The organism is Variovorax sp. GW822-FHT04E09 (assembly GCF_058800845.1).
Genome location: NZ_JBXAMR010000010.1, coordinates 82,714 through 106,190 on the forward strand (window position 1 = coordinate 82,714; position 23,477 = coordinate 106,190).

The 23,477-nt window shown below is 70.6% G+C and carries 24 protein-coding genes; 11 read left to right on the forward strand and 13 right to left on the reverse strand.

Annotated elements, in window-relative coordinates:
- Nucleotides 1-92 precede the first annotated feature (92 nt).
- Nucleotides 93-1,280 (forward strand): MFS transporter, encoded by a 1,188-nt coding sequence (locus AC1RL8_RS28795; RefSeq protein ID WP_492687383.1) that lies wholly within the window; start codon nt 93-95, stop codon nt 1,278-1,280.
- Here AC1RL8_RS28795 and AC1RL8_RS28800 read toward each other — a convergent pair.
- Complete coding sequence (locus tag AC1RL8_RS28800) at nt 1,270-1,593, reverse strand: GNAT family N-acetyltransferase (RefSeq protein WP_354347973.1); 324 nt, start codon at nt 1,591-1,593, stop codon at nt 1,270-1,272. The two genes, AC1RL8_RS28795 and AC1RL8_RS28800, sit on opposite strands and share 11 nt — an antisense overlap.
- Nucleotides 1,590-2,087, reverse strand: a complete 498-nt coding sequence (locus tag AC1RL8_RS28805; protein WP_307697020.1) for a nuclear transport factor 2 family protein — start codon at nt 2,085-2,087, stop codon at nt 1,590-1,592. The genes AC1RL8_RS28800 and AC1RL8_RS28805 overlap by 4 nt, the downstream gene beginning before the upstream one ends.
- A 193-nt stretch (nt 2,088-2,280) precedes the next feature.
- Between AC1RL8_RS28805 and AC1RL8_RS28810 the strand changes: the two genes are divergently transcribed.
- Together AC1RL8_RS28810 and AC1RL8_RS28815 are read left to right on the forward strand one after the other, a co-directional pair.
- Nucleotides 2,281-3,045: a helix-turn-helix transcriptional regulator gene (locus tag AC1RL8_RS28810; protein WP_159278735.1), complete on the forward strand. Its 765-nt coding sequence runs from the start codon at nt 2,281-2,283 to the stop codon at nt 3,043-3,045.
- Between the two features lie 115 nt (nt 3,046-3,160).
- Complete coding sequence (locus AC1RL8_RS28815; protein ID WP_492687382.1) at nt 3,161-4,354, forward strand: Acg family FMN-binding oxidoreductase; 1,194 nt, start codon at nt 3,161-3,163, stop codon at nt 4,352-4,354.
- Nucleotides 4,355-4,369: 15 nt separating this feature from the next.
- Here AC1RL8_RS28815 and AC1RL8_RS28820 read toward each other — a convergent pair whose 3' ends face one another.
- The gene (locus AC1RL8_RS28820) at nt 4,370-4,897 is read right to left on the reverse strand and encodes a CinA family protein (RefSeq protein ID WP_492687381.1); all 528 of its coding nucleotides are present in this window, start codon (nt 4,895-4,897) and stop codon (nt 4,370-4,372) included.
- Nucleotides 4,891-5,448: a phosphatidylglycerophosphatase A family protein gene (locus AC1RL8_RS28825; RefSeq protein WP_235926901.1), complete on the reverse strand. Its 558-nt coding sequence runs from the start codon at nt 5,446-5,448 to the stop codon at nt 4,891-4,893. The genes AC1RL8_RS28820 and AC1RL8_RS28825 overlap by 7 nt, the downstream gene beginning before the upstream one ends.
- A 162-nt stretch (nt 5,449-5,610) precedes the next feature.
- Here AC1RL8_RS28825 and AC1RL8_RS28830 point away from each other — a divergent pair, with 162 nt between their 5' ends.
- Nucleotides 5,611-7,071, forward strand: a complete 1,461-nt coding sequence (locus AC1RL8_RS28830) for an MFS transporter (protein ID WP_492687380.1) — start codon at nt 5,611-5,613, stop codon at nt 7,069-7,071.
- Here the strand turns inward: AC1RL8_RS28830 and AC1RL8_RS28835 are convergent.
- Complete coding sequence (locus AC1RL8_RS28835; RefSeq protein WP_492687379.1) at nt 7,068-8,780, reverse strand: FAD-dependent oxidoreductase; 1,713 nt, start codon at nt 8,778-8,780, stop codon at nt 7,068-7,070. The genes AC1RL8_RS28830 and AC1RL8_RS28835 overlap by 4 nt on opposite strands.
- A 19-nt stretch (nt 8,781-8,799) precedes the next feature.
- Complete coding sequence (locus AC1RL8_RS28840; protein WP_492687378.1) at nt 8,800-9,816, reverse strand: Bug family tripartite tricarboxylate transporter substrate binding protein; 1,017 nt, start codon at nt 9,814-9,816, stop codon at nt 8,800-8,802.
- A gap of 99 nt (nt 9,817-9,915) precedes the next feature.
- Between AC1RL8_RS28840 and AC1RL8_RS28845 the strand changes: the two genes are divergently transcribed.
- Together AC1RL8_RS28845 and AC1RL8_RS28850 are read left to right on the forward strand one after the other, a co-directional pair.
- A complete protein-coding gene (locus AC1RL8_RS28845; protein WP_095743373.1) occupies nt 9,916-10,815 on the forward strand; it encodes a LysR family transcriptional regulator in 900 nt (299 codons plus the stop codon).
- 64 nt (nt 10,816-10,879) lie between these two features.
- Nucleotides 10,880-11,605, forward strand: coding sequence for a DUF3053 domain-containing protein (locus AC1RL8_RS28850; RefSeq protein ID WP_139702156.1), 726 nt, complete (start codon nt 10,880-10,882; stop codon nt 11,603-11,605).
- Here the strand turns inward: AC1RL8_RS28850 and thiL are convergent, their stop codons facing one another.
- Nucleotides 11,606-12,562 (reverse strand): thiamine-phosphate kinase, encoded by a 957-nt coding sequence (gene thiL, locus AC1RL8_RS28855; protein WP_492687377.1) that lies wholly within the window; start codon nt 12,560-12,562, stop codon nt 11,606-11,608.
- Between the two features lie 137 nt (nt 12,563-12,699).
- On the opposite strand from thiL, the gene AC1RL8_RS28860 reads away from it, so the two are divergent.
- Nucleotides 12,700-13,839 (forward strand): helix-turn-helix transcriptional regulator, encoded by a 1,140-nt coding sequence (locus tag AC1RL8_RS28860; RefSeq protein ID WP_492687376.1) that lies wholly within the window; start codon nt 12,700-12,702, stop codon nt 13,837-13,839.
- A gap of 82 nt (nt 13,840-13,921) precedes the next feature.
- Nucleotides 13,922-14,707, forward strand: coding sequence for an SGNH/GDSL hydrolase family protein (locus AC1RL8_RS28865; RefSeq protein ID WP_062483039.1), 786 nt, complete (start codon nt 13,922-13,924; stop codon nt 14,705-14,707).
- A 13-nt stretch (nt 14,708-14,720) separates the two neighbouring features.
- Here the strand turns inward: AC1RL8_RS28865 and AC1RL8_RS28870 are convergent, their stop codons facing one another.
- On the reverse strand, nt 14,721-15,350 hold the full coding sequence (locus tag AC1RL8_RS28870) for an isochorismatase family protein (RefSeq protein ID WP_492687375.1): 630 nt from the start codon (nt 15,348-15,350) through the stop codon (nt 14,721-14,723).
- Nucleotides 15,351-15,451: 101 nt separating this feature from the next.
- On the opposite strand from AC1RL8_RS28870, the gene AC1RL8_RS28875 reads away from it, so the two are divergent.
- Nucleotides 15,452-16,441 (forward strand): GlxA family transcriptional regulator, encoded by a 990-nt coding sequence (locus AC1RL8_RS28875; protein ID WP_492687374.1) that lies wholly within the window; start codon nt 15,452-15,454, stop codon nt 16,439-16,441.
- Nucleotides 16,442-16,447: 6 nt separating this feature from the next.
- Here AC1RL8_RS28875 and AC1RL8_RS28880 read toward each other — a convergent pair whose 3' ends face one another.
- The 4 genes from AC1RL8_RS28880 to apaG are packed head-to-tail and all read right to left on the reverse strand — an operon-like array spanning nt 16,448 to nt 21,342.
- On the reverse strand, nt 16,448-17,668 hold the full coding sequence (locus AC1RL8_RS28880) for a YbdK family carboxylate-amine ligase (protein WP_062480995.1): 1,221 nt from the start codon (nt 17,666-17,668) through the stop codon (nt 16,448-16,450).
- Entirely contained in the window at nt 17,665-18,936 is a 1,272-nt protein-coding gene (locus tag AC1RL8_RS28885; RefSeq protein WP_062480997.1) for a cation:proton antiporter, read from the reverse strand. Before AC1RL8_RS28885 ends, AC1RL8_RS28880 begins: the two co-directional genes overlap by 4 nt.
- Nucleotides 18,933-20,906 (reverse strand): site-specific recombinase, encoded by a 1,974-nt coding sequence (locus AC1RL8_RS28890; protein WP_354347960.1) that lies wholly within the window; start codon nt 20,904-20,906, stop codon nt 18,933-18,935. The genes AC1RL8_RS28885 and AC1RL8_RS28890 overlap by 4 nt, the downstream gene beginning before the upstream one ends.
- A 40-nt stretch (nt 20,907-20,946) precedes the next feature.
- The gene (gene apaG / locus AC1RL8_RS28895; RefSeq protein ID WP_062481013.1) at nt 20,947-21,342 is read right to left on the reverse strand and encodes a Co2+/Mg2+ efflux protein ApaG; all 396 of its coding nucleotides are present in this window, start codon (nt 21,340-21,342) and stop codon (nt 20,947-20,949) included.
- A gap of 60 nt (nt 21,343-21,402) precedes the next feature.
- Here apaG and rpe point away from each other — a divergent pair, with 60 nt between their 5' ends.
- Complete coding sequence (rpe, locus tag AC1RL8_RS28900; RefSeq protein ID WP_062480999.1) at nt 21,403-22,098, forward strand: ribulose-phosphate 3-epimerase; 696 nt, start codon at nt 21,403-21,405, stop codon at nt 22,096-22,098.
- Here the strand turns inward: rpe and AC1RL8_RS28905 are convergent.
- On the reverse strand, nt 22,088-22,321 hold the full coding sequence (locus AC1RL8_RS28905) for a hypothetical protein (protein WP_095743382.1): 234 nt from the start codon (nt 22,319-22,321) through the stop codon (nt 22,088-22,090). The genes rpe and AC1RL8_RS28905 overlap by 11 nt on opposite strands.
- 163 nt (nt 22,322-22,484) lie before the next feature.
- On the opposite strand from AC1RL8_RS28905, the gene AC1RL8_RS28910 reads away from it, so the two are divergent.
- Nucleotides 22,485-23,477 carry a succinylglutamate desuccinylase/aspartoacylase family protein gene (locus AC1RL8_RS28910; RefSeq protein WP_492687373.1) on the forward strand — a complete coding sequence of 331 codons (993 nt, stop codon included), beginning with the start codon at nt 22,485-22,487 and terminating at the stop codon, nt 23,475-23,477.

The following is a 23,477-nucleotide window of genomic DNA, read 5'->3' on the forward strand; positions in this document are numbered from 1 at the left end:
GTGGCCTGTGCACGCGCCCTGAATCACAGCAAGAACACTGACGAATCATGAGCCCTGCAGCACAGCCCCTGACACCCCGAGCCGCCTGGGTCATGGTCCTCGCCCTCTGCGCAGGGGTTGCGCTCAGCCAGGCCTTCCGCACCGTCGGCGCCATCATGGCGAGCCCGCTGCAGTCGGACTTTCATCTCTCCGCCCAGGCCCTCGGCATCTTCTCGGGCGCCTTCCACTTCGCGTTCGGCGCGATGCAGCTCTTCATGGGCATCGGCATCGACCTGCACGGCGTGCGCCGCACCGTGCTCGTGGCCTTCCCGGTCGCGATCGCGGGCGCGCTGCTGTCGGCTGTGTCGCCGAACTACCTCGTGCTGGTGGCCGGGCAGGCGCTGATCGGCGTCGGCTGCGCGCCGGCCTTCCTGGTGTGCACGGTGTTCATCGCGCGGCACTTTCCAGCGGCGCGTTTCGCCACCGTGTCGGGCCTGGTGCTGGCCATCGGCGGCCTGGGCATGCTGGCCACGGGCACGCCGCTCGCGTGGCTGGTGCAGGCGTATTCGTGGCGCGCGGGATTCCTGGTGCTTGCACTGGCGTCTGCGCTGGCCTGGCTCGCGATCTGGCGCTGGGTGCACGAGCCCGCATCGGCCGTGCCGCAGGTGAAAGAGTCGATTCCCGAAGCCGTGCGCCAGTTCGGCGCGCTGTTCGCCATGCCGCACACGCTGGGCATCATGGTGCTGGGCGCGGTGACGTATGCGGCCTTCATCTCGCTGCGCGGGCTGTGGCTGGGCCCGCTGATGATGGAGCGCCACGGCTACTCGCTGGTGCAAAGCGGCAACGTCGCGCTCGCGGTGTCGGTGATCGCGCTCTTCGGTTCGCCGCTGTTCGGCCGCTTCGACCGCGACGGCGCCGCGCGCCGCCGCTGGATCGTGGCTTGCGGCCTTCTCTACGCCGGCCTGTTCGCGCTCATCGCCGTGGTGCATTCCGCGTGGCTGGACATCACGGGCATGGTGCTCATCGGCGTGCTCTCGGGCTTCATCGTCTGGCAGTACGCCGACGTGCGCGTGGCCTACCCGGCCGCGCTCACGGGCCGCGCGATGGCCGTCTTCACCATGGCGATGTTCCTGGGCGTCGCGTTCATGCAGTGGGGCACGGGCGTGGCGGCCTCGGTGGCCGCGGCGCACGGCGGCGATCCGCTGACCGCCGTGCTGGCCGTCATTGCGGCGCTGCTGGTGATCGGCATCGCAGCCTTCGCGTGGCTGCCAGCGCCGAAGGCGGCCTCCGTCAGATCTTGAAGGCGCGTTGAATATCCGGCCGCACGAGGTCGGCGTACTCGCGGTGCTTGCGGATGTAGCCCGCGATGAACTGGCACACCGGAATCACATGCCGCCCGTTGGCGCGCGCCTCGTCGAGCACGTGCCTCGCAATGCCCGAGCCCACGCCCTTGCCTTCATGCTCGGGCAGCACCTCGGTGTGCGTGAACATGATCGCGTCGGTCAGCAGGTTGTACTCGGCATAGGCCGCGAGCTTGCCGTCGAGCGCGGCTTCGTAGCGGTGCTGCGCTTCGTTGTTCGTGAAGGTGAGGGCGGTCGAGGAAGAGGTGGTCATGAGGGTTGGCGTGCAAGAAAAGTGGCGAGGTTGGCGGCGGCGGTGGCGCGCACCTTGTTGCGCAGCATCGGCGTCCAGCCCAGCAGCAGGCCCGGCGTGCCCAGCGCCTGCCGCGACCAGGTCCAGAACGGGAAGCTGTCGCGGTGTGTGGCGATCAGGCCGTCGGGCGTGAAGGTGAAGCGCGCGTCGATGCTGTTGTCGACCAGGCGGCCGGTGGCGCTGAAGCGGTAGTGGGCGTCCCAGTGCGCGCTGCCCGTGCGGCCGTCGGCCTGCACGTCGCGCCAGCTCAGGCGCCACACGTCGGCGCCCTTGGCCTTGGTGGCGTCGCAGAGCATGCGCCACATGCCGCCGATCTCGCGCCGGCCGCGCAGCGAAAAGGCCTCGTCGTCGAACACTGCGTCGGGCGCGTAGCAGGCGGCCATGGTGGCGGCGTCGAGTTGCGAGAACGCGCTGTAGAAGCGCTCGATGGTCGGGGCGTGGGTGGCTGCGGTCATGGGGCCTCGGGATGGGTGGTGCCGGATCATCGCCCGGATGCGCCGTGCAAGGAAGTGCACGGGTGATTCCGGGTGTCCCGCATTAACATGCGCCCCGATGCCGGTCCTTGCAGGCCCGGTGCCCTGGCGGTGGCGCAGAAAAACCAGAACCACAGCGCTGCGCCCGCCGCACACAACCCAAGGGGACGCATCCATGGCCGAGGTGATCAACGACTGGCAGTTCGTCGAGGCCGTCATGGCCGCCCGCACGCTCGAGGAGGTCGCGCAGGTCAACCGCCGCGCGATGCGGGCGATGGGCTTCAACCACGGCGCCTACGTGCTCAAGCGCCCGGTGCCCGCGCCCCGTGCCGACGCCCCCGCGCAGGACGCGCTGGTGTTCTTCCACGACCTGCCCCCGGCGTGGGCCCGCACCCGCTACGAGTCGCTGCGCAGCAACGCCGGCGAGCAGGCCGACGCCCGCGTGCAGCATGTGCGCGCCGGCATGCCGGCCACCGCGTGGAGCTGGCTCGGGCAGGTGAGCCACACGCGCGCCGACATCGGGCAGCGCGCCCGCGGCCTGCTGCGCAGCGCCGGCGAGCACGGGCTGAAGGCGGGGCTGACCGTGCCGCTGTGGACGCCCGGCATCGACTGGGCCTTCATGACCCTCACCACCGACGCGACCGCCGACCTGCGCGAACTGCGCGCGACGTTGGCGCCGATGAACTACTTCGCCTCCTGCCTGCATTCGACCGTGCGCCGGCTGCAGGGTGACGCCAAGGTGCCGCTCCTGAGCGCGCGCCAGCGCGAGGTGCTGCACTGGGTGGCCGTTGGCAAGTCGACCTGGGAGATCTCCGAGATCCTGCACATCAGCGAGCGCACCGTGTACTTCCACCTCGTGGGCGCCGCCCGCAAGCTCGACACGCAGGGCCGCACCGCCACCTGCGCGCGGGCCCTGGCGCTGGGCCTGCTCACGCCCTGAGCCGGCCCCCCTGTCGGAAACGACAGGGGGCCGCGTGGCGCCGCACGGGGCGGTGCTGCAATCGGCCACGGGCAGGCCGTGTGTCACGCGCCCGATGCTTCAACCGATCGAGCCCATGAGAGAACGCAGAAATTTCGTGCGCCTGCTGGGCGGCGGCCTCGCGGTGGCGGCGGGCGCCACGGCCCTGGCCACCTGGTGGCTCCACGCCGACGTGCCGGCCGCCGCCTTCGAGATCTGGAACGGCCCGGGCGACGAGCCCGACGTGCGCAAGCGCGCCGTCGCCTATGCCGTCACCGCGCCCACGGCCTACAACGGCCAACCGTGGCGGGTCGACCTGCGCGAGCCCGACGCCATCGTGCTGCACGCCGACCGCGCCCGCGTGCAGCCCGCCACCGACCCCTTCGGCCGCCAGCTCATGATCGGCCACGGTGCGTTCATCGAGCTGCTGGTGATGGCGTTGGCCCAGCAGGGCGTGCAGGCGCGCGTGCAGCTGTGGCCGCAGGGCGAGCTGGTGGGCGATGCGCCGCAGCAGTGGCCCGACCTGCCGGTGGCGCGGCTCACGCTGTCGCGCGGCGGCACGCCCGATCCGCTGTTCGCGCAGGTGCTGCGGCGGCGCACGCCCAAGCAGCGCTTCGACACCGGCCGCACGGTGTCGGCCGACATGCTGCAGGGGCTCACCGCGGCCGTGGCCTCGGGGGCGGGTGGGGGCGTGCAATCGGCCGGCACGGTCGACATGGCCCGCGTGCTGCCGCTGCGCAAGCTGTGTGCGGCGGCGGCGCGCGTGGAGCTGGTCACGCCCCACACCGCGCGCGAGAACCTGCGCCTGCTGCGCATCGGGCCGCAGGAAATCCTGGCGCACCGCGACGGCTTCTCGCTCAACGACCCGGCGCTGCGCATGGCGGTCGCGCTGGGCCGCTTCGACCGCGAGGTGCCGGCCGCCGAAGACAGCCTCTCCTTTCGGCAGACGCTGCAGATGTTCGAGGACCAGGCCCACACGGCGATGGGCTTCGTCTGGATCAGCACCGGCGGCAACAGCCGCAGCGAGCAGATCGCCGCGGGCCGCGCCTACGTGCGCCAGCAGCTGCGCGCCACCGACCTGGGCCTGGGCATGCAGCCGATGAGCCAGCCGCTCGAGGAGTTTGCGGAGATGGCGCCGCACCACGCGGCGGTGCACGACATGCTGATCGGCGCCGCGCCGTCGCGCCATGCGCGCAGCCCGACCGTGCAGATGATGTGCCGCCTGGGTTTTCCGACGGCGCCGGTGCCGCCCGCGCCGCGCCGGCCGGTCGGCGATTTCATGCAGGCCTGAACAGCCCGCGCGCGATCAGCGCGGTAGCAGCTGGATCAGCGTCTGCAGCGCGTAGTGCACCGTGGCCGCGCGCACCGTGGCACGGTCGCCGTCGAAGCGGCGGCGCTCGGTGCGCACCTGCCCGTCGACCGACCAGCCGAACCACACGGTGCCCACCGGCTTGTCGGGCGAGCCACCTGCCGGGCCGGCCACGCCGGTCACGGCCACGGCCGCGCGCGCCGGGGCACCACGGGCAATGGCGCCTTCGGCCATCGCGCGCGCCACGGGCTCGCTGACGGCGCCGTGGGCCTCGATGAGCGCGGCGTCCACGCCCAGCATCTCGGTCTTGGCGGCGTTCGAGTAGGTGACGAAGCCGCGCTCGAACCACACGCTGGAGCCCGCCAGGTCGGTGCAGGCGCCGGCGATCAGGCCGCCGGTGCAGCTTTCGGCGGTGGCCATCATCCAGCCCCGGGCCTGCAGCCGTTCGGCCAGCGTCGCGACGAGCGCGGGCACGTCCTGTTCGGCCAAGGCCGGGGAAGCGGAAGGTTGCATCGGGTTCACCATGCGCGCCACAGCGCAATGACCAGGAGCGTGCAGAAGGCCGCCACCAGGTCGTCCAGAAGAATGCCGAAGCCCGCGCGCCACCACTGCACCCGCGCGGGGTCGTGCGGCTTGAAGGCGGCGTCGGCCCAGCCCACCGGGCCGGGCTTGGCGGCGTCGAAGTAACGGAACAGCGCAAAGGCCACGACCTGCGCCCACAGGCCGGCCGGCGTCACCAGCCAGAGCACGAGCCAGAAGGCGACCACCTCGTCCCACACGATGGCGCCGGGGTCGGACACGTTCATGTTCCGCGCCGCCACCGTGCAGGCCCACCAGCCGATCGGCAGGCCGGCCAGAATGATCCAGCCGATGGTCGCGGGCGTGAACCACAGTTGCATCACCACGAACGCGGCCCAGGCCCACAGCGTGCCCACGGTGCCGGGCGCGAAGGGCGACAGCCCCGAGCCGAAGCCCAGCGCGATGAAGTGCGCGGGGTGCGAGAGCAGGAAACGCAGGGTGGGGCGACGCATCGGGGGACGGGGCAGGGCGCCGGTGGTGGCGGAAGAGGAATCCATCGAGGAAGAAGGGGAAGAAGAAACGGCGTGCATCGGTTTCGAAGTGTCGCGCATCCTGTGCGACGGCAGCGCGCCGAAGTTTCTATTTATCAAAGCAATAGCTTGTTTAATTGAGGGGCGCCGCCTAGTATCCAGGCTCCTTTGGCGTTCTCCTTCGTTCTCATGTCGTCCTCCTCCTCTTCCCTCGACGCTGCCGCCGTTGGCGCGCCGCCGCCCACCGCCGCGTGGCGCGAGCTGTTCAGCGGGCGCAACGGCTGGCGCGCGCTGGCGCTGACCGGCGGCGTCGCGCTGCACGCGGTCAACGTCCACATCGTGACCACCGTGCTGCCCTCGGTGGTGCGCGAGATCGGCGGGCTCGACTGGTACGCCTGGAGCACGACCCTGTTCGTGGTCGGCTCGATCCTCGGTGCCACGCTCTCGGTGCGGCTCTTGGCCGCGCGCGGGCCGCGCGGCGCCTGCCTCACGGCGCTGGCCGTGTTCACGGCCGGCTCGGTCGGCTGCGCGCTGGCGCCGGCCATGCCGTGGCTGCTCACGGGGCGCACGGTGCAGGGGCTGGGCGGCGGGTTGCTGGCGGCGCTGAGCTACGGGCTGATCCAGCGCGTGTTCGAACCCCGGCTGTGGCCGCGTGCGGTGGCGCTGGTGTCGGGCATGTGGGGCGTGGCCACGCTGTGCGGGCCGGCCGTGGGCGGGCTGTTCGCGCAGGCCGGCCACTGGCGCTGGGCCTTCTGGGCGCTGCTGCCGGTGGCGGCGGCGCAAGCCCTGCTGGTGGCGGTGCAACTGCGGCCCGCGGCCGGCATCCGGCATGACCGGCCGGCGCAGATGCCGCGCGTGCCGGCGCCGCAGATCGCGCTGCTGGCGCTGTCGGTGCTGGTGATTGCCGCCAGCGGTTTCTGGCCCGGCCTCGCGGGGCAGGCCGTGGGCGTGGCGCTGGGCCTGGCCATCGGTTTCGCCGCCACCCGCATCGACCGCCGCGCCGGCGCCGTGCGCCTGCTGCCGACCGGCGCCTATGCGCTTGGCACGCCGCTGGGCGCCATTTATGCGAGCGTGGCGCTGCTGCTGATCGGCACCACCACCGAAATCTTCGTGCCCTACTTTTTGCAGCTGCTGCACGGCCACTCGCCGCTCATGGCGGGCTACCTCACGGCGGCGATGGCGGGCGGCTGGAGCATCGGCTCGCTGACCTCGTCGGGCCGCACTGGCGCGGGCGCCGACCGCATGCTGCGCGCCGGGCCGGTGGTCTGCACCGCAGGCCTGCTGGCGCTCGCGTGGCTGCTGCCGACGCCGGGGGCGCTCAGCGCCAATGTCGAGACCTCGCTCGTGGCCGTGGCGCTGGCCGCCGTCGGCTTCGGCGTGGGCATCGGCTGGCCGCACCTGCTGACGCGCGTGATGGCGCTGGCGCCGCGCGGCGAAGAGGGATTGGCGTCCGCCTCCATCACCACCGTGCAGCTGTACGGCATGGCCGTCGGCGCGGCCGTGGCCGGGCTGGTGGCGAATGCGGCGGGGCTCACGGTGCCCGGCGGTGTGGACGGTGCACGCTCGGCCGCGATCTGGTTGTTCACGGTCTTCGCGCTGGCGCCTGCCATCGCCGCGTGGCTGGCGTGGCGCGCGGTGGCGCGGCGCTAGGCCAGCACGCCTTCCCAGGCGAGGGCGCGGCGGCGGCCACGTTCGCGGCGCGTTTCGCCGCGCAAGGTGGCGACGAGGTCATACACATCCGCCGGCAGGTGCGCGCCGCGCCACGCGATGTGCTGGTCGGCGCGGCACATCACGAGGCGGTGCGCATAGGCCTTGGGCAGGCTCGCGGTTTCGATGTCGAGCACCGTGAGCGGCATGCGGTAGGCGGCGGCCGCGCGTTCCAGCGGCCGCACGTCCACGCTGCGGTCGAAGCGCAGCAGCGTGTAGCCCGGGCCGAAGGCGTCGTAGAGCGAGCGCCCGTCGGCCAGCCAGAAGTGCGGCGCGCGGCAGCCGGGCACGGTGGAGGGCGTGAACTCGCCCATCGAGTACGGCGGCGCGCGGTGCTCGCCGTCGGGCACGATGATCGGTGAGCCGGTGTAGAAGTAGCCGAAGTTGAGCCCGCCGCAGCAGAACTGCTGCACGTTGAGCGCGTAGGCCTCACGGCCGATCTCGGCGCGCTGCGCGTCGCCCGCCGGGCCGGGCGCCTCGATGTCGGGCGGCACGGCGCGGCGCGCGCGGATCATCTTCTGCGCATGGTCCATCGCGAACTGCGACACCTGCTCGGTGATCGGCAGCCGCTCGGCCTCGTAGGCGTCGAGGATGGCCTCGTCGCCCCAGCCCTGCACGCAGGCGCCCAGCAGCCACGAGAGGTTGAGCGCGTCGGCGATGCCGGCGTTCATGCCGTAGCCCGCGTAGGGCACCCACAGGTGCGCGGCGTCGCCCGCGAGGAACACGCGGCCGTCGCGAAAGCGCGTGGCCACGAGGCGCCGGCCGATCCAGTCTTCCTTGCTGATGATGTCGTAGTGGAAGTCGGGCCCCACGCCCAAAATCTCGCGGATCGAGGTGTCGCGGTCGACCGAGTCGAACTCGGGCTCTTCGGCGTTCAGGTGGTTGTGCACCAGCCAGGTCTCGTGGCCGTCGATGGCGAACATCGTGCCGCAGCGGCGTGGGTTCATCGCGTAGTACGACCACGCGGGCTTGCCCGGAATCATGTCGCGCAGCTGCGGCGCACGGATGTAGGTCGACTGCACGCGCTGGATGACGGCCGTGCCTTCGAGCTTGGCGCCGATCTGCTTGCGCACCGGCGAGCTGCCGCCGTCGCAGCCGACCATGTAGCGGCAGCGGATGCTGCGCGTGGCGCCGCTGTCCATGTCGGTGGCGATGGCGCTCACGCCGTCGGCGTCCTGCGTGAAGCGCTCGAAGCGCGTGCGGTTGAGCAGCGTCACGCCCGGCAGCGCGGCCGTGTGCTTCAGCAGAATCGGCTCGAGGTAGATCTGGTTGATGCGGTGCGGCGGCTCCGGCGTGGGCCACCACGCGTCGGGGCCCTCGGTCTCGGTGTAGCGGTCGCGCCGGCACGGAATGGGAATGCGCGTGAGCTCGGTGCCCGTCACCGTGGTGCGAAACACCACGTCGTTCGGGTGGTCGGCCGGCAGCCCGGCATCGCGCAGCTGCTGCGCCACGCCCAGGCGGCGGAACTGCTCCATGGTGCGCGAGGCCACGTGGTTGCACTTCACGTTCGGGGGCTCGGCGAAGCGGCGCGTCTCGCACAGGATCACCGAGACGCCGCGCGAGGCCAGGTCCATCGCCAGCGTGAGGCCCACGGGGCCTGCGCCGACGATCAGCACGTCGGCTTGCATCGAGGTGTCGGCGGTCTTCGTCATGTCTCTATCGGCTTGTCGTTCAATCGAGCTTGATGTGGGCGTCCTGGATCACCTGGGCCCACTTCTTCGTCTCGGCGCGGATGTAGCTGTCGAAGGATTCGACCGAGCCCGGCGCCGGCTCCACGCCGAGCGCGCGCATCGCGGTCTTCACCTGCTCGTCGCCGAGCGCGGCGTTGAGTTCGGCATTGAGCCGCGCCACCACCGGCGCGGGTGTGCCGGCCGGCGCGACCACGCCGAACCAGCCGGTCGAGTCGTAGCCCGGCAGGCCGGCCTCGGCCACCGTCGGCACCTCGGGCAGCATCGGCAGGCGCTGCGGGCTGGTCACGGCGAAGGCGATCAGCTTGCCGGCGCGGATCTGCTGCAGCGACGACGGCAGGTCGACCACCGCCAGCGGAATCTGCCCGCCCAGCACGTCGAGCGCCGCCGGGCCCGAGCCGCGGTAGGGCACCTCGACCAGCCGCGTGCCCGCCATCTGGTTGAACAGCGCCGCCGACAGGTGCATGGCCGTGCCGTTGCCTCCGTGGCCGATCGACAGCGTGGCCGGCTTCGCCTTGGCCAGCGCGATGAGTTCGCGCTGCGTCTTCGCGGCCACCGACGGGTGGCCGACCAGCACGAAGGGAATGGCCGCCAGCATGCCCACCGGCTTGAGGTCTTTCTGCGGATCGAAGGGCATCTGCGGGTACAGGCTCACGTTGGCCGCCAGCGCGCCCGCCGCGCCCACGCCCAGCGTGTAGCCGTCGCCCGGCGCCTTGGCCACCAGCGTCAGCCCCACGTTGCCGCCCGCGCCGGGGCGGTTGTCGACCACCACCTGCTGGCCCAGCTTCTCGTTCAGGCGCGGCACCAGCATGCGCACCACGCCGTCGGCGCTGCCGCCGGGCGGGAAGGTCACGACCATGCGGATCGGCTTGGTAGGGAAATCGCCCGCCGGGGCCTGCGCCAGCGCGGTGCCGGCCACCAGCGCGCCGGCCACGGCCCACAGCAGTTGCCTGCGTCGCCCACGAAATGCGTGCATGCCGCAGGCGATGGGTGCTGTCATTCGGGCCTCTCCTTGAATTCGGTGCTTTGATCGGAGATTGAACGATGGCAGCATTCATTCGTAAATCAAGAAATTCCGAATGATTTTTCAAATTTTCTGATGAATACGAACTTCAGTCCTACGATCCGCCAGCTGCGTGCGTTCCTCGCGGTCTACCAGCTGCGCAAGCTGGGCGCCGCGGCCACGCGGCTGTTCGTCACGCAGTCGGCCGTGAGCATGCTGATCCGCCAGCTTGAGGAGGGCCTGGGCACGCGCCTGTTCGACCGCACCACGCGCGCGCTCAAGCCCACGGCCGCAGCCGAACAGATGATTTCCACCGTCGAGCGCGTGCTGCGCGACGTCGATTCGCTGTCGGCCGATTTCCGCGAACTCGCCACGCTGGAACGCGGTCGCGTGACGCTGGCCATCACGCCCACGCTGGCCGGATTTTTATTGCCCGATGCGCTGCGCGCCTTTGGCGAGCAGCACCCGAAAGTTCGCGTGCTGGTGAACGACTGCGCGCCCGACCAGTTCCTGTCGCGCATCCTCGGCGAGCACGTCGACTTCGGCATCGGCACGCCCGAGCGGCCCGGTCCCGAGGTCGAGGTGCAGCGCCTCATGCGCGATCACCTCGCCGTGGTGTGCCGCACCGACCACCCGCTGGCCAAGGCGCGCGTGGTGCGCTGGTCGGACCTGGGCCGCCACCCCGTCATCACCGTGCGCCCCGGCTACGGCGTGCGCCCGCTGATCGACGGCACGGCGGCGGAGGCGGGCGTGACGCTCGACGTGGTGAACGAGGTGTCCTTCCTGTCCACCGCGCTGTGGATGACGGCGGCCGGCATGGGCGCGTCGATCATGCCGTCGGCCTTCGCGCGCGCCGAGAAGAACCCGGTGCTCGTGGTGAAGGTGCTCAGCGCGCCGCGCGTGGTGCGCGACATCTCGATCGTCACCAAGCGCGGCCATTCGCTGTCGGCGGCGGCGCGGGCGTTCATCGAGGCGTTGAAGCAGAGCCTGCAGTAGCCGCGGGGGCGGGCCGGTCGTATGCTGGCCGGTCTTTTTCCTTTGCGCGAAAGCAGGTGCCCCCATGACAACAACCACACGGTCCCGTTTCTCTTCCGCATGGCTGGTCCTGGCATTCGGCCTGATGCTGTCGATGCTGCTCGTGGCCTGCGGCAACAAGGAGGCCGAGCAGCGCAGCGCCTTCATCGCCTACCTGCAGACCCGCGTGCTCGACAAGCCCGGCTTGCGCGTGCCCACGCCCACCGCCGAAGAAAAAGCATCGTTCGGCGACTACGCGCAGCACTACGCGGTGATCACCGATTTCAACGAAGGCATGAACAAGTCGGTGAGCCAGCCGATGACGCAGGTCATGAACAAGGGCGCGCTGCGCTCGTTCGTCGATCTGCCGGCACGCCGTGACGATCTCAAGGCCGCCAAGGAGGGCCTGGGAGGCCTTCGCACCGCGCTCGATCAGCAGTTGGCCAAGGCCGATGCGGCACGCGCGCAACTCAAGCAGCCCGACGACCTGAAGCAGGTCTATGCCAAGGCCTACGAGAAGACCGTGACCACGCCCGCCACCACGTTCAAGGAGGTGTTCCCTCCGGTCGACGCCGTGATCGACAGTGCGTTGGCCATCGCCGATTTCATGGAGAAGAACAAGTCGAAGCTTCGGGTTTCCGGCGGCACGCTCACCGTGACCGACCCGGCCGTGGGGGACGAACTCAACAAGATGGCGCAGCAAATGGGCAAGCAGTCGGCGGCGATCAACACCGCGCAGGACAAGATGCGCGCGGTGATGCGCGGGTCTTGATCAGACGAAGTGGTCGAAGGAGCCGAAGCGCTGTGACACCGGCGCGCCGCTCGCATCGACGATGCGAAGCCCCGCGTCCGCCTCGATGCGGCCGATGCGCGTCACGCGCGTCGCGCTGGCTTGCCCGGCCTGCGCCACCGCATCGCGCGCCGAGGCCGGCGCAGTGAACACCAGCTCGTAGTCGTCGCCGCCCGAGAGCGCGCAGGTGCGCAGCGCCTCGGTGGGCAGGCCGGCCGTGTCGACGGCGATCAGCGCGGTGGTGGCGTCGGCATCGAGCGTGGCGCCCACGCCGCTGGCCGCGAGGATGTGGCCCAGGTCGCCGATGAGGCCGTCGCTCACGTCCACCGCCGACGTGGCGATGCCGCGCAGCGCCTGGCCCAGCGCCACGCGTGGCGTGGGTTGTTCCATGCGTGCGCGGGCCTGTGCGAAGGCGTCGGCGGGCAGGCTCAGCGTGCCGCGGAACACCTCGAGCGCCAGCCGCGCATCGCCGAGCGATCCGCTCACCCACAGGTCGTCGCCCGCGCGCGCGCCCGAGCGCAGCAGCGCGGCGCCGGCCGGCACTTCGCCGAACACGGTGATGCAGATGTTGAGCGGGCCGCGCGTGGTGTCGCCGCCCACCAGCTCGCAGCCGTGGGCGTCGGCCAGCGCGAACAGGCCGCGCGAAAAGCCTTCGAGCCAGGGTTCGTCCACGCCGGGCAATGCCAGCGCGAGCGTGAAGGCCAGTGGCTTCGCGCCGCAAGCGGCCAGGTCGCTGAGGTTCACGGCCAGCGCCTTGTGGCCGAGCCGGGCCGGCTCCACGGTCGAGAGAAAGTGCCGCCCCTCCACCAGCATGTCGGAGGACACGGCGAGCTGCATGCCCGCGGCCGGCGCGAGCAAGGCGCAGTCGTCGCCCACGCCCAGCGGCGAGCGCGTGGCGGGGCGTTTGAAATAGCGTGTGATCAGGTCGAATTCACCCATGGGTGCGAGAGCATAACGACCTGGCGCGGGGCCGCCCGCCGCGGCGCCCACGGGAAAGGGGGGGCTGACACTGGAAGCATTTTGTAATACCGTCATGCAAGCGGATACACCGAAAGTCCAAACAGGAGAAGGCCGCCATGACAGCCATCGTGCAGGGAGGCGTGTCCGCCGAGGCCGACACCGACCGGATCGTTGCCTTGCTGTACGACGGGATCACCTGTCCCGGCGACTGGTACGACGCGCTCGATGCCATGCGCGAGGTGCTAGGCGCCGCCTGCTTTCACACGCTCACGGTGCGCCGCGCCGACTGCTCGGTGGTGGGCGCGGGGCTCGCCAACCTCGAGAGTCCGCCCGACAAGGTGCGCGAGTACGAGCAGCACCTGGCGCGCGACGACATCCGCATGCAGATGCCGGTGAACGCCCCGCTGGGCACGCCGGTGACCGACCACACCTACTTCGGCGCGCGCACGCTGTCGCGCAGCCCGATCTACGTCGACTGGCTCGCGCCGCTCGGCCTGCGCCACACGCTCGCCATGGGGCTGCGCGCCGACGACGACACGCGCGAAGTGCTCGGCTTCATCCGCCCCAGGGCCGAAGCGCCCTACGGTCCTGAGAGCGAGGCCTTCTGCCGGCGCCTGTCGCCGCACCTGGTGCGCGCCAGCGAACTGCGCGCCCGCATGATGCAACTGGGCGAGCACGCGGCCACCGGGCTGTCGGCGCTCGATGCGCTGCCGCAGGGCATCGCCGTGGTCGACGAGGCCTGCCGCATCGACCACCTGAACGCGCGCGCGGCGGCGTGCGCGGGCCGTGGCGGCCTGTTCGACAGCGCGCAGGGGCGATTGCGGCTCGCGTCGTCCGCGCTGCAGTCGGCCTTCGAGCAACGGGTGCGCGAGGCCTGCGCCCCGGCCGGCGGCGCGCGGGCCGGCGTGCTGCACCTGCCCGTGGCCGGCATCGTGGTCCGCATCACGGTGCTGCCGCTCAAGCCCTCGCACCCGCTGGCCGTGCTGCGCCAGCGCCATCGCGCGCTCGTGGTCTTCGCCCATCCGGCCGAGGCGGCGCCCGTGGAGCCGCGGCAGCTGGAAAGCCTGCTCGGCCTGAGCCCGACCGAGGCGCGGCTCGCGCTGCTCCTGGCGAGTGGCAAGACCGTGAAGGACTTCGCCGCCGCGCAGCACTGCTCCGAACACACGGCGCGCAGCCACCTGCGCAACGTGATGCGCAAGACGGACTGCCACCGGCAGGCGGAGCTGGTGCTGCTGGTGCAGTCGCTGCGGGACTGAGCAGCAGGTTCTACTGCGAACGGGGGATGGCGCCGCGCGGCGGTTGCGAGAACCATGGCGCCCTCTACACGAGGAGTTCGCCATGGCTGTCTACTGGGACGAGACCAAGATGCAGATGGGCCCGCACGGCACCGCGACCATCCTCGCCTTCGGCGATTCGTGGTTCTGGTACCCGCTGCCGGGCGGCAGCCTGCTGAACTTCCTGGGCGACGTGGTCGGCGCGCGCGGCCACGTGATCCTGGCCAAGGGCATGAACGGCGCGGAAGCCCAGGACTACGTCGAAGGCAAATACCGCAACGCCGTGCGCGAGTCGCTGCGCCTGTACGGCCCGACGCTGTCGGCGGTGTTCATCAGCGGCGGCGGCAACGACTTCGCGGGCTTCAACGACCTGCGCCCGCTGCTCAAGTCCGATTGCACGGGCGAGACCCAGGCCGCGCAGTGCTTTCGCAACGGCAAGGGCGGCTTCGACCAGTTCCTCGTCGACATGGACGAGCAGTACCGCGCGCTCATCGGCCTCATCTACACCCGCACCAGCGTGGACTGCCACATCGTCATGCACAGCTACGACTACGCGCCGCCCACCGGCAAGGCGCTGTTCGGGCGCGAAGGCTGGTTGCGCCCGGCGCTGGTCGACGCGGGCGTGGCGCCCGAGCTGTTCAAGCCCTGCGTCGACCACCTGATCGACGGCTTCCACGGCATGCTGCAGAACATCGCCGCGGGCGACCCGCAGCACCTGCACGTGGTGGACAGCCGCGGCACGCTGGGCCCGACCGACTGGGCCAACGAGCTGCACCCCAACGGCCGCGGCTTCAAGAAGATCGCGGTGCAGCGCTGGCAGCCCGTGCTGCAGCCGCTGAACCTGGCCTGAACTCTTGTGAAGTTCAGACGCCGCGCGCGCGGCGGTTGGACATGACCACGTTGTCCTTCTCGATCGCTGTACCGCTCTTCAGCGCAGCAACCCACGCGTCGGTCGTCGCCACGGCGGCAAAGTTGCTGTGGAACACGACGCTGAAGACACGGTGGATTTCCTCGGCGCTCACGCGGCCGGCCGCATTCTCGTAAGGCAGCGCGCCGGTGGCGTCCGACAGGAACTCCACGCTCAGTCCGCGGTGCATGGCTTCGAACACGGTGGAGGCGTCGCAGTTCTGCGTCATGTAGCCGGTCACGCTCAGCGTGTCGATCTCGTGGCGCGCGAGCCAGTCGGCGAAGTCGGTGCCGGTGAAGACGCTCGGGAAGGCCTTGGTGACGAGGTGGTCGCGCGGGCGCTGGGCGATCTCGGGGTGCAACTGGCCGTGGAACTTGTCGGCCTGAAAGACCGGCGCACCCTTCGGCGCGTGGTGCTGCACCACCACCACCGGCACGCCGGCCGCGCGGGCCGCGTCCATGGCCTGCGCGATCTTCGGCAGCGAGCGCTCGACCGGCGGGTATTCGATGGGCAGGCCGCCGCCTTCGAAGTATTCGTTCTGCACGTCGATGACGACGAGGGCGCGGCGCGGTGCGGTTTGGCTCATGGGGTATCTCCTTCGGTGGTGTGTTTGGAATGACTCGATTCTTCGCGCACCACGGGTTTTGCGACAGTGGCCCGAAAGCCATTCATCGATAAGATCGGGCCATGCGCTCATCTGCCGCCAAAACCATCGCCGAGACCATTGCCGTGGTCGCCTTCGACGGCATCAGCCCCTTCCACCTCTCCGTGCCCTGCATGGTGTTCGGCGAAGACCGCACCGACACCGGCGCGCCGCGTTTTCGGGTGCAGGTCTGCGCGCCCGAGCCGGGGCCGCTGGCCACCAACGCGGGCTTCACGCTCGTGGTGCCGCACGGCCTGGAGGCGATCCGCCGCGCGCAGATCGTGGTGGTGCCGTCCTGGCGCGACGACGGCCGGCCCGCGCCGCCCGCGCTCATCCGCGCGCTGCAGGCGGCGCACCGGCGCGGCGCCACCGTGGTCGGGCTGTGCCTGGGTGCTTTCGTTCTGGCCGAGGCCGGCCTGCTCGACGGCCGGCCCGCGACCACGCACTGGCACCTGGCCGCAGCCTTCGCCAAGCAGTACCCGCAGGTCGTGCTGCAGCCCGAGGTGCTGTACGTGGACGACGGCAACGTGCTCACCTCGGCGGGCACGGCCGCGGGCATCGACTGCTGCCTGCACCTGCTGCGCGTGCGCTACGGCGCCGACACCGCGAATCGCGCCGCGCGGCGCATGGTCGTCGCGCCGCACCGGCAGGGCGGGCAGGCGCAGTACATCCAGCAGCCCGTGCCGGCCGCGGCCGAGCGCGACCGGCTCACGCCGCTGCTCGAATGGCTGGGGCGGCATCTGCAGGTGCCGCACGAACTCGACGACCTGGCCCGCCGCGCGCTCATGAGCCGGCGCACCTTCACGCGGCGCTTTCGCGAATCGACGGGCACGACGGTCGGCCAGTGGCTGCAGAACCAGCGCCTGGCGCTGGCGCAGCGGCTGCTCGAAACGACCGACCGCTCCGTGGAGCGCGTGGCGGCCGATGCGGGCTTCGGCTCGGCGGTGCTGCTGCGCAAGCACTTCGCCACGGCGTTCAAGGTGTCGCCGACGGTGTACCGCCGGCAGTTCTCGCAGGAGGCCGTGGCCGCCTGAACAACGTCAGGCCGCGCCGCGAAAACGCAGCGAGGCCTGGCGCACCACTTCCGCCAGCAGCCGTTCCTTGCCCTGCTTCTCGCGCAGCCAGCGCGCGTCGTTGCGGTTGGCCTCGACGCTGGTGCGCAGCTCGCCCAGCGCCTGCGTGGCGTTGAGCGCCTCGCTGTGCCATTCGAGCTGGGTCATGGTCATCAGGATGTGGTCGCGCAGCGGCATGTGCTGGCCGCTGGCCGGGTCCACATACACCGCGTCCAGGCCGAAGCGGCAGGCCTGGAAGCGGTTGTAGGTGTAGACGAGGTAGTCGTCCTCGCTCGGCTCGAAGGGCTGCTCCTGCAGGAACCACGCGGCCAGCGACTGCACATAACCCGCGAGCGCGGCGGCGCGCTCGATGGTGAGCGGCGTGTCGAACACGCGGATCTCGATGGTGCCGAACTCGGGCTTGGGACGGATGTCCCAATAAAAGTCTTTCATGCTGCGCACGACGCCGGTGCGGGTCATGCGCTCGAAGTAGGCCTCGAACTCCTTCCAGCTCGTGGTGAAGGGCGCGCGGCCCGAGAGCGGGAACGCGAACACCGAGTTCAGGCGTGCCGAGTCGAACTGCGTGTCCTGCCCCTGCACGAAGGGCGACGAGGCCGACAGCGCAATGAAGTGCGGGATGTAGCGCGACATGCGGTGCAGCATCAACAAGGCCGAATCGGCGTCGGGGCAGCCGATGTGCACGTGCTGGCCGAAGATGGTGAACTGCTTGCTCAGGTAGCCGTACAGCTCCGACAGCTCGCGAAAGCGCGGCTTGTCGTAGATGCGCCGTTCGTGCCACTGCTGGAAGGCATGCGTGCCGCCGCCGACCACCGCGATGTTGAGCTTGTCGGCGTTCTTGATCAGCGCTTCGCGGATCGGCGACAGCTGCGTGATCACGTCCTGCGCCGAATGGCAGATGTCGGTCGAGATCTCGATCATGCTCGAGGTCATCTCGGGCACCACGCTGCCGGGCAGCGGCGTCTGCGCCATCAGGCGCAGCATGTCCTCGGCATACGGCGCGAGGTCGTAGTCGTGCGTGTTCACGAGCTGCAGCTCGAGCTCCACGCCGAGCGACAGCGCCTCCGACTTGTTGAAGGGCTCGAGCTTGACGGCGCGGCTGGCCGGATCGGCGGGCAGCGGTGCGGAGCGCACGTCGTCGCTGTCCGGGTCGATCGGGAGGACGGAGGTGGGGTTGCTGTTGCTGCTCATCGCTGCGTGTCTTCCGTGGTGCTGAAGGCCTGCGGCGTCCAGGGGACCGAACTCTCGCCCACGGCGTGGATCGCCACGGTGGCGAGCACGGCGCCCATCACTTCCATCAGCAGGATCGAGGGCAGGGCGACCTGCGTGATCATGGTGCCCAGAAGCGGCGAGGCCGAGGCGAAATTGGAGGCGATCAGCAGGGCGATGGACGACAGCGGCGTCATTGCGCAGCCGACCCAGAAGGCCTGCTTCCAGCTGGCGCCGCTGCCCGGGTTGGCAATGGCCACGCCCGAGATCTTGGTGACCAGGCGCACGCCGATCACGGCCAGCACCACGCTGGCCACGGGCAGGGTCCAGTCGGCCTGGGCCGCCACCATCGACACCAGCACGAACATCAGCATGGTCAGCAGCGACGAGGCGGTGCCGAGCTGGCGCTGCCAGGCCCAGGGCTTGGGGTTGAGCGTCTTGAGCAGCACGCCGCCGATCAGCGCCGCCAAGGGTGCCGAGCCACCGATGTGGGCCGTGAGCGCCGCGCCCGCCGCGATGATCGCCAGCAGCAGGATCGAGGTGTTCTCGCTGTTCGGGCTCATCACGCGCAGCGCCGAACGCAGCGCCAGCGCCATGATCGCGCCGACCACGAACGACATGCCGAGCACCACCGCCACCGGGTAGAGCTTGAGCATCAGCGACTGCGGCGCGCGCTCGATCAGGCCGGCCTGCGCGTAGCCCAGCGTGAGGGCGTAGAAGGTGTTGAGCGTGGCCAGCGTCATGGCGCGTTCGGTCACCGGGCCGGCAGCGCGGGTGTCCATGATCACGCGGCTGAGCACGGCGGGCGAGGCGACGATCGCCATCAGCGCGATGGGGTTGGCCACCGGCTCGGGCAGGCCCAGAAGAATCAAGATCCAGTACACGCCGAAGTAGGTCAGCCCCGCCTCCAGCAGGCTCTGCACCAGCACCATCGGATTGTGGCGGAACCAGCGCAGCGGCAGCCGGCCACCCGCTTCGAACAGCACCACGGCCGCGCCCAGCTCCAGCAGGAACAGGCTGATGCCGCGCAGCGGCCAGATCGCGCCCTCGAAACCGGCAAAACCCACCACCGCGCCCACCACCGAATAGCCGATGACCTTGGGCATCCCCAGGTAGCGCTGCACCAGGTGGCCGGAGGCCGCGGCGGCGGCCACCAGCAGGGCCCAGAGCACGGTGGGCAGGCCGGCCGAGGGGCGCGCCCATTCGGCCCAGAAGCCCTGGAGTTCGGCGAGGAGTGCGGTCAGGTTCATGTAGGCAGGAAGAAGCTCACCGGCCGGCTGCGCCAGCGGGCCCAGATCGCGCTGCGGATGCGGGCGCGGTCACCGAGGCTCACGCTGTGCGCGCGCAGCGCCAGCCGGAAAGCGAAGTAGAAACTCACGCTCACATTGAGCGCGCCGATCACCGGGATCGCCGCAACCGCCCACCACAGGGCCGGCTGGTGCAGTGCCGGCAGGCCGATGGATGCCGCCGCGGCCGCAATCTGGCCGGCCGACAGCGTGACATGGCGCACATCCAGCCCGAGCCCGAAGAAGCCCGCGAACGCGGGCAGCAGTCCGAGCATGAGTCCCAGCGAGATGTTGGAGGCGAAGCCTGAGATGTGTGTGCGCATGAAGGCGGCCCAGCGACGGGCCCGGGCGGCACCGAGAAAGGCGCCGATGCGAGGGTTGTAACGCATGGCGGAGTCCAGGCGATGCAGGACAAAGGCGTTTTCTGTCCATCCGGCGATGATGCTGGACGAAAACAGCAGGATGCCGGTGATTGCCGCGAAAAGCACGGTCGGTCCGAGCAGCGACAGCGAATGCAGCGTGGAGGCCGCATGCGCCGCGTCCAGCAGCGGCCGGCCCAGCGCGGCCTGCCAGCCCAGCACCAGCAGACCCACCGCCGGCACCACCAGGAGCACGTTGCCCAGCACGGCCGCCACCTGCGAGCGCACGAGGTTGGCCACCTCGTCGACGAACTGGTCCACGGCGTCGTCCGACTTGATGTCGCGCAGCCGCGCCGCCATGGCGGGCGCGGTCATGGCCGGCTGCTTGGTGGCCAGCGTCAGGTGCAGCAGCTGGATCGCCACGAAGCTGGCCGCATACATGAGGCCCGCGGCCAGCCCGCTCCAGAAGGCCGACAGGGCCAGCGCGTAGATGCCGAACTTGGCCAGCACCGTCAGCGCCGTGAAGGCGCCGCCGCCGGCGGCCTTCTTCACCATCTGCAGGTAGCTGCGGCGGTCGCGGGTGATGTAGTGCTCGCCCGTCTCGGCGCTGCGCTCGGTCACCTTGGCCGCGAGCATCGACGAGTTGGAGGCGATCAGCGCGCGGATGCTGTTGCGCTCGCCGCCCGCCAGCACCAGCTTGCCGACCAGCCGCGCCATGCTCGGCCCCGGCACGGGCGACATCAGGCAGTCGAGCAGCTCGCGGATGCGCAGCACGCGCTCGCGCAGCTGGCGCAGCCGGAACACCAGGCCGACGGAGATGCCGTTGTCTTCCAGGTGCGTGTAGACCGACGAGGCGCTGGAGCGGCAGGCGTCGAGCCGGTCGCGAAAGGCCACGAAGGCGGCCTGCAGGGATTCTTCGTCGCGCGGCAGGGCGAACATCTGCTCGCGCAGCGCGTCCAGGTCGGCCATGAGGGCGTGGAAAGGGCGCGCCTCGCCCGCTTCGGGGCTGATGCGCAGCCGCAGCTCGGGCGAAAAGCCCGTCGCCACCACCTGGCTGCAGCAGTAGGTGACGGCGTCCATCACCGTGTGGCGCCAGCGCGCCGAGCCGTCGGGCATGGGCGCGGCGTCGGCCAGCAGCGCGCCGATGCGCGCGAGCTGGGTGTCGTCGAGCAGCGCGATCCAGCCGGCGTCGAACACGCCGGGCAGCACCAGCCGGAACAGGTCCGAGGCGTCGGTGGTTTCGGGCGTGCCCGGCAGGATCTTGCGGCGCATGCGTTCGCCGAACTCGCTCAGGAAGGCGGTGCGCGGCGCAAAGCCGTAGTCGGCCAGCAGCGCCGTGAGGTCGACCGATTGCGTGAACGCGCGCCACCAGGCGCGCAGCCGCTCGCACAGCTCGGGCCGTGCCTCGACGGCGTCGAGCAGCAACTGCACGCGGCCGATGGCGGCCTGCGGCGAGGCGCGGTCGCCGCGCAGCCAGTCGAAGAGGTTGATGAGCCAGATGTGGCGCTGCGCCACATCGGCCGTGGGGTCGAGGCCGGCAAGCAGCCCCTGCAGATCGCGCGATGCGGCAGCCATGGGGAGCGGGGAGAAAAGAAAAAGAACGAGCGCGGCGCGCTCAGTGCAGCACGCGCGAGACGGGGGCGCCGCCGATATCCGCTTCGAGCACGAACATGGGAACCGGCACGTCGAAACGCTCGCCTTCTTCGGTCACCACGAAGAAGCTGCCGTGCATCGTGCCGCTGGCCGCCTGCAGGCGGCAGCCGCTGGTGTAGCGGAACGATTCGCCGGGCGCCAGCAGCGGCTGCTGGCCGATCACGCCGAGGCCCTTGACCTCCTGCGCATGGCCCGAGGCGTCGTTGATGAGCCAGTGGCGCGCGATCAATTGCGCGCCCACCGTGCCCACATTGGTGACGGTGATCGTGTAGGAGAAGGTGTAGACGTTGTCCTTGGGCGAGGACTGGTCGGCCAGGTAACGCGGTTCGACCTGTACGCTGAAGGGGCTGTGTGACATGGGGCGCATGGTAACGGAGGCCTTTCCTCGGATTTCCGTCGGCTGCGAGAATCCGGGGTTATGAGCAGCACCCCGTTCCGCATTGCGCCCTCCATTCTTTCCGCCGACTTCGCGCACCTCGGCCAGGAACTGACCGACGTGATCGCGGCCGGCGCCGACTGGATCCACTTCGACGTGATGGACAACCATTACGTGCCGAACCTGACCTTCGGCCCCATGATCTGCCAGGCCCTCAAGCCCTACGCCAAGACCGCCGACGGCACGCCCGTGCCCATCGACGTGCACCTGATGATCCAGCCGGTCGACGCGCTGGCCGCGTCTTTTGCGCAAGCGGGCGCTGACTACATCAGCTTCCACCCCGACGCATCGACCCATGTGCACCGCAGCATCCAGGCCATCAAGGCCGCCGGCTGCAAGCCCGGCCTGGTGTTCAACCCCGGCGCCGGCCTCGAGGCGCTGGACTGGGCCATCGACGACATCGACCTGATCCTCATCATGAGCGTCAACCCCGGCTTCGGCGGCCAGAGCTTCATCGACTCGGCGCTGCGCAAGATCGAGCAGGCGCGCAAGCGCATCGAACAGAGCGGGCGCGACATCCGCCTCGAGGTGGACGGCGGCATCAAGGCCGACAACATCGCCCGCGTGGCCTCGGCCGGCGCCGACACCTTCGTGGCGGGCAGCGCGATCTTCAACGCCAAGGATTACGGCGCGGTGATCGGCGATATGCGCCAGCAGCTGGCCACCGTCAAGGCCTGACCTTGCCGTCGGGCGTGCGCTCGGGCGTGAGCCCGCGGTCGGTGTCGACCACGCCGCGTTCCACGTCCTCGTAGCCACGCCGGCCCTTCTCGGGCGGCTGGCCGTCCTGCATCACCTGGCTGTCCGACGACTGGTCGCGCTCGTGCGGCAGGCGCGGCGCCGATTCGCCGTCCTTTTCGACGCGGGTGGTGTCCTTCTTGTCCTTGCGCGGCTGCTGGGCCATCGTGTGCTCCTTCAAAGTTCGGGTCTGGCGCCAGCTTGCGCGGCGCCCCGCCACGGGGCGGTAGGACAGGCCAGGGCGCGGCTGTAGGTTTGCGCTGCGCGCCCGCCAAGCCACAGGGTCTTGCCTTTTGCGTGGCCACAGTCGCCTCCGCATAATCGCCCGCATGTCCACCCCGCTTTTCGACGACGCCGCGACCGCCACCGACAGCCTGCGCCTGCATGCGTTCGCGTCGCTGAACCCGGGCCCGCGCCTGCTCGTGATCGGCGGGGTGCACGGCGACGAGACCTGCGGCACCGAGGGCATCGCGCGCGTGCTGGCCGAGTTCGATGCCGGCGACTTGCGCCTGCTGCGCGGCGAACTCACGCTCGTGCCCGTGGCCAACCCGCTCGCACGGCGGCGCCTGCAGCGCGAGGGCCAGCGCAACCTCAATCGCCTGTTCCGGCCGAGCGAGACGCCGGCCGACTACGAGGCCCGCATCACCAACCGGCTGGCGCCCGTCATCGCGCGCCACGACGTGCTGCTCGACCTGCATTCCTTCCAGAGCGAGGGCGAGGCCTTCGCCATGATTGGCCCGCGCGACAACAGCGGCAGCCTCGAACCCTTTGCGCGCGCGCAGGAAGAAGGCCGGCTCGCGCTGCACATCGGCACGCCCGTCGTGGTCGAGGGCTGGCTCGACATCTACGCCGCCGGCCTCGCGCAGCGCGGCGCGGCGGTCGACGAGGCCGCCATCGACTTCGGCCGCGGCACCAACGAGTACATCCGCAGCTGCGGCGGCTACGGCGTCACCCTCGAATGCGGCCAGCACCAGGACCCGCAGGCGCCGCAGGTGGCGTGGGCGGCCATCCGCCGCACGCTCGCGCTGCTGGGCATGGCGGCGCTGCCGCCGGGCCTGTCGGCCGCGCCGCCGCAGCCGCCCCAGCTGCTGCGCCTGGCGAGCGTGACCGACCGCCTGCACGAAGACGACAGCTTCGTGCGCGACTGGGCCACCTTCGACCCCGTGCAGCGCGGCGAGCCCGTCGGCATGCGGCACGACGGCACGCTGGTCAGCGCGCCCGACGACGGCTTCATCGTGTTCCCGAACGCGATGGCGCTGCCGGGCGCCGAGTGGTTCTACTTCGCGCGGCCCAGCGAGCGCGTGCTCGACCCGGGCGCCTGA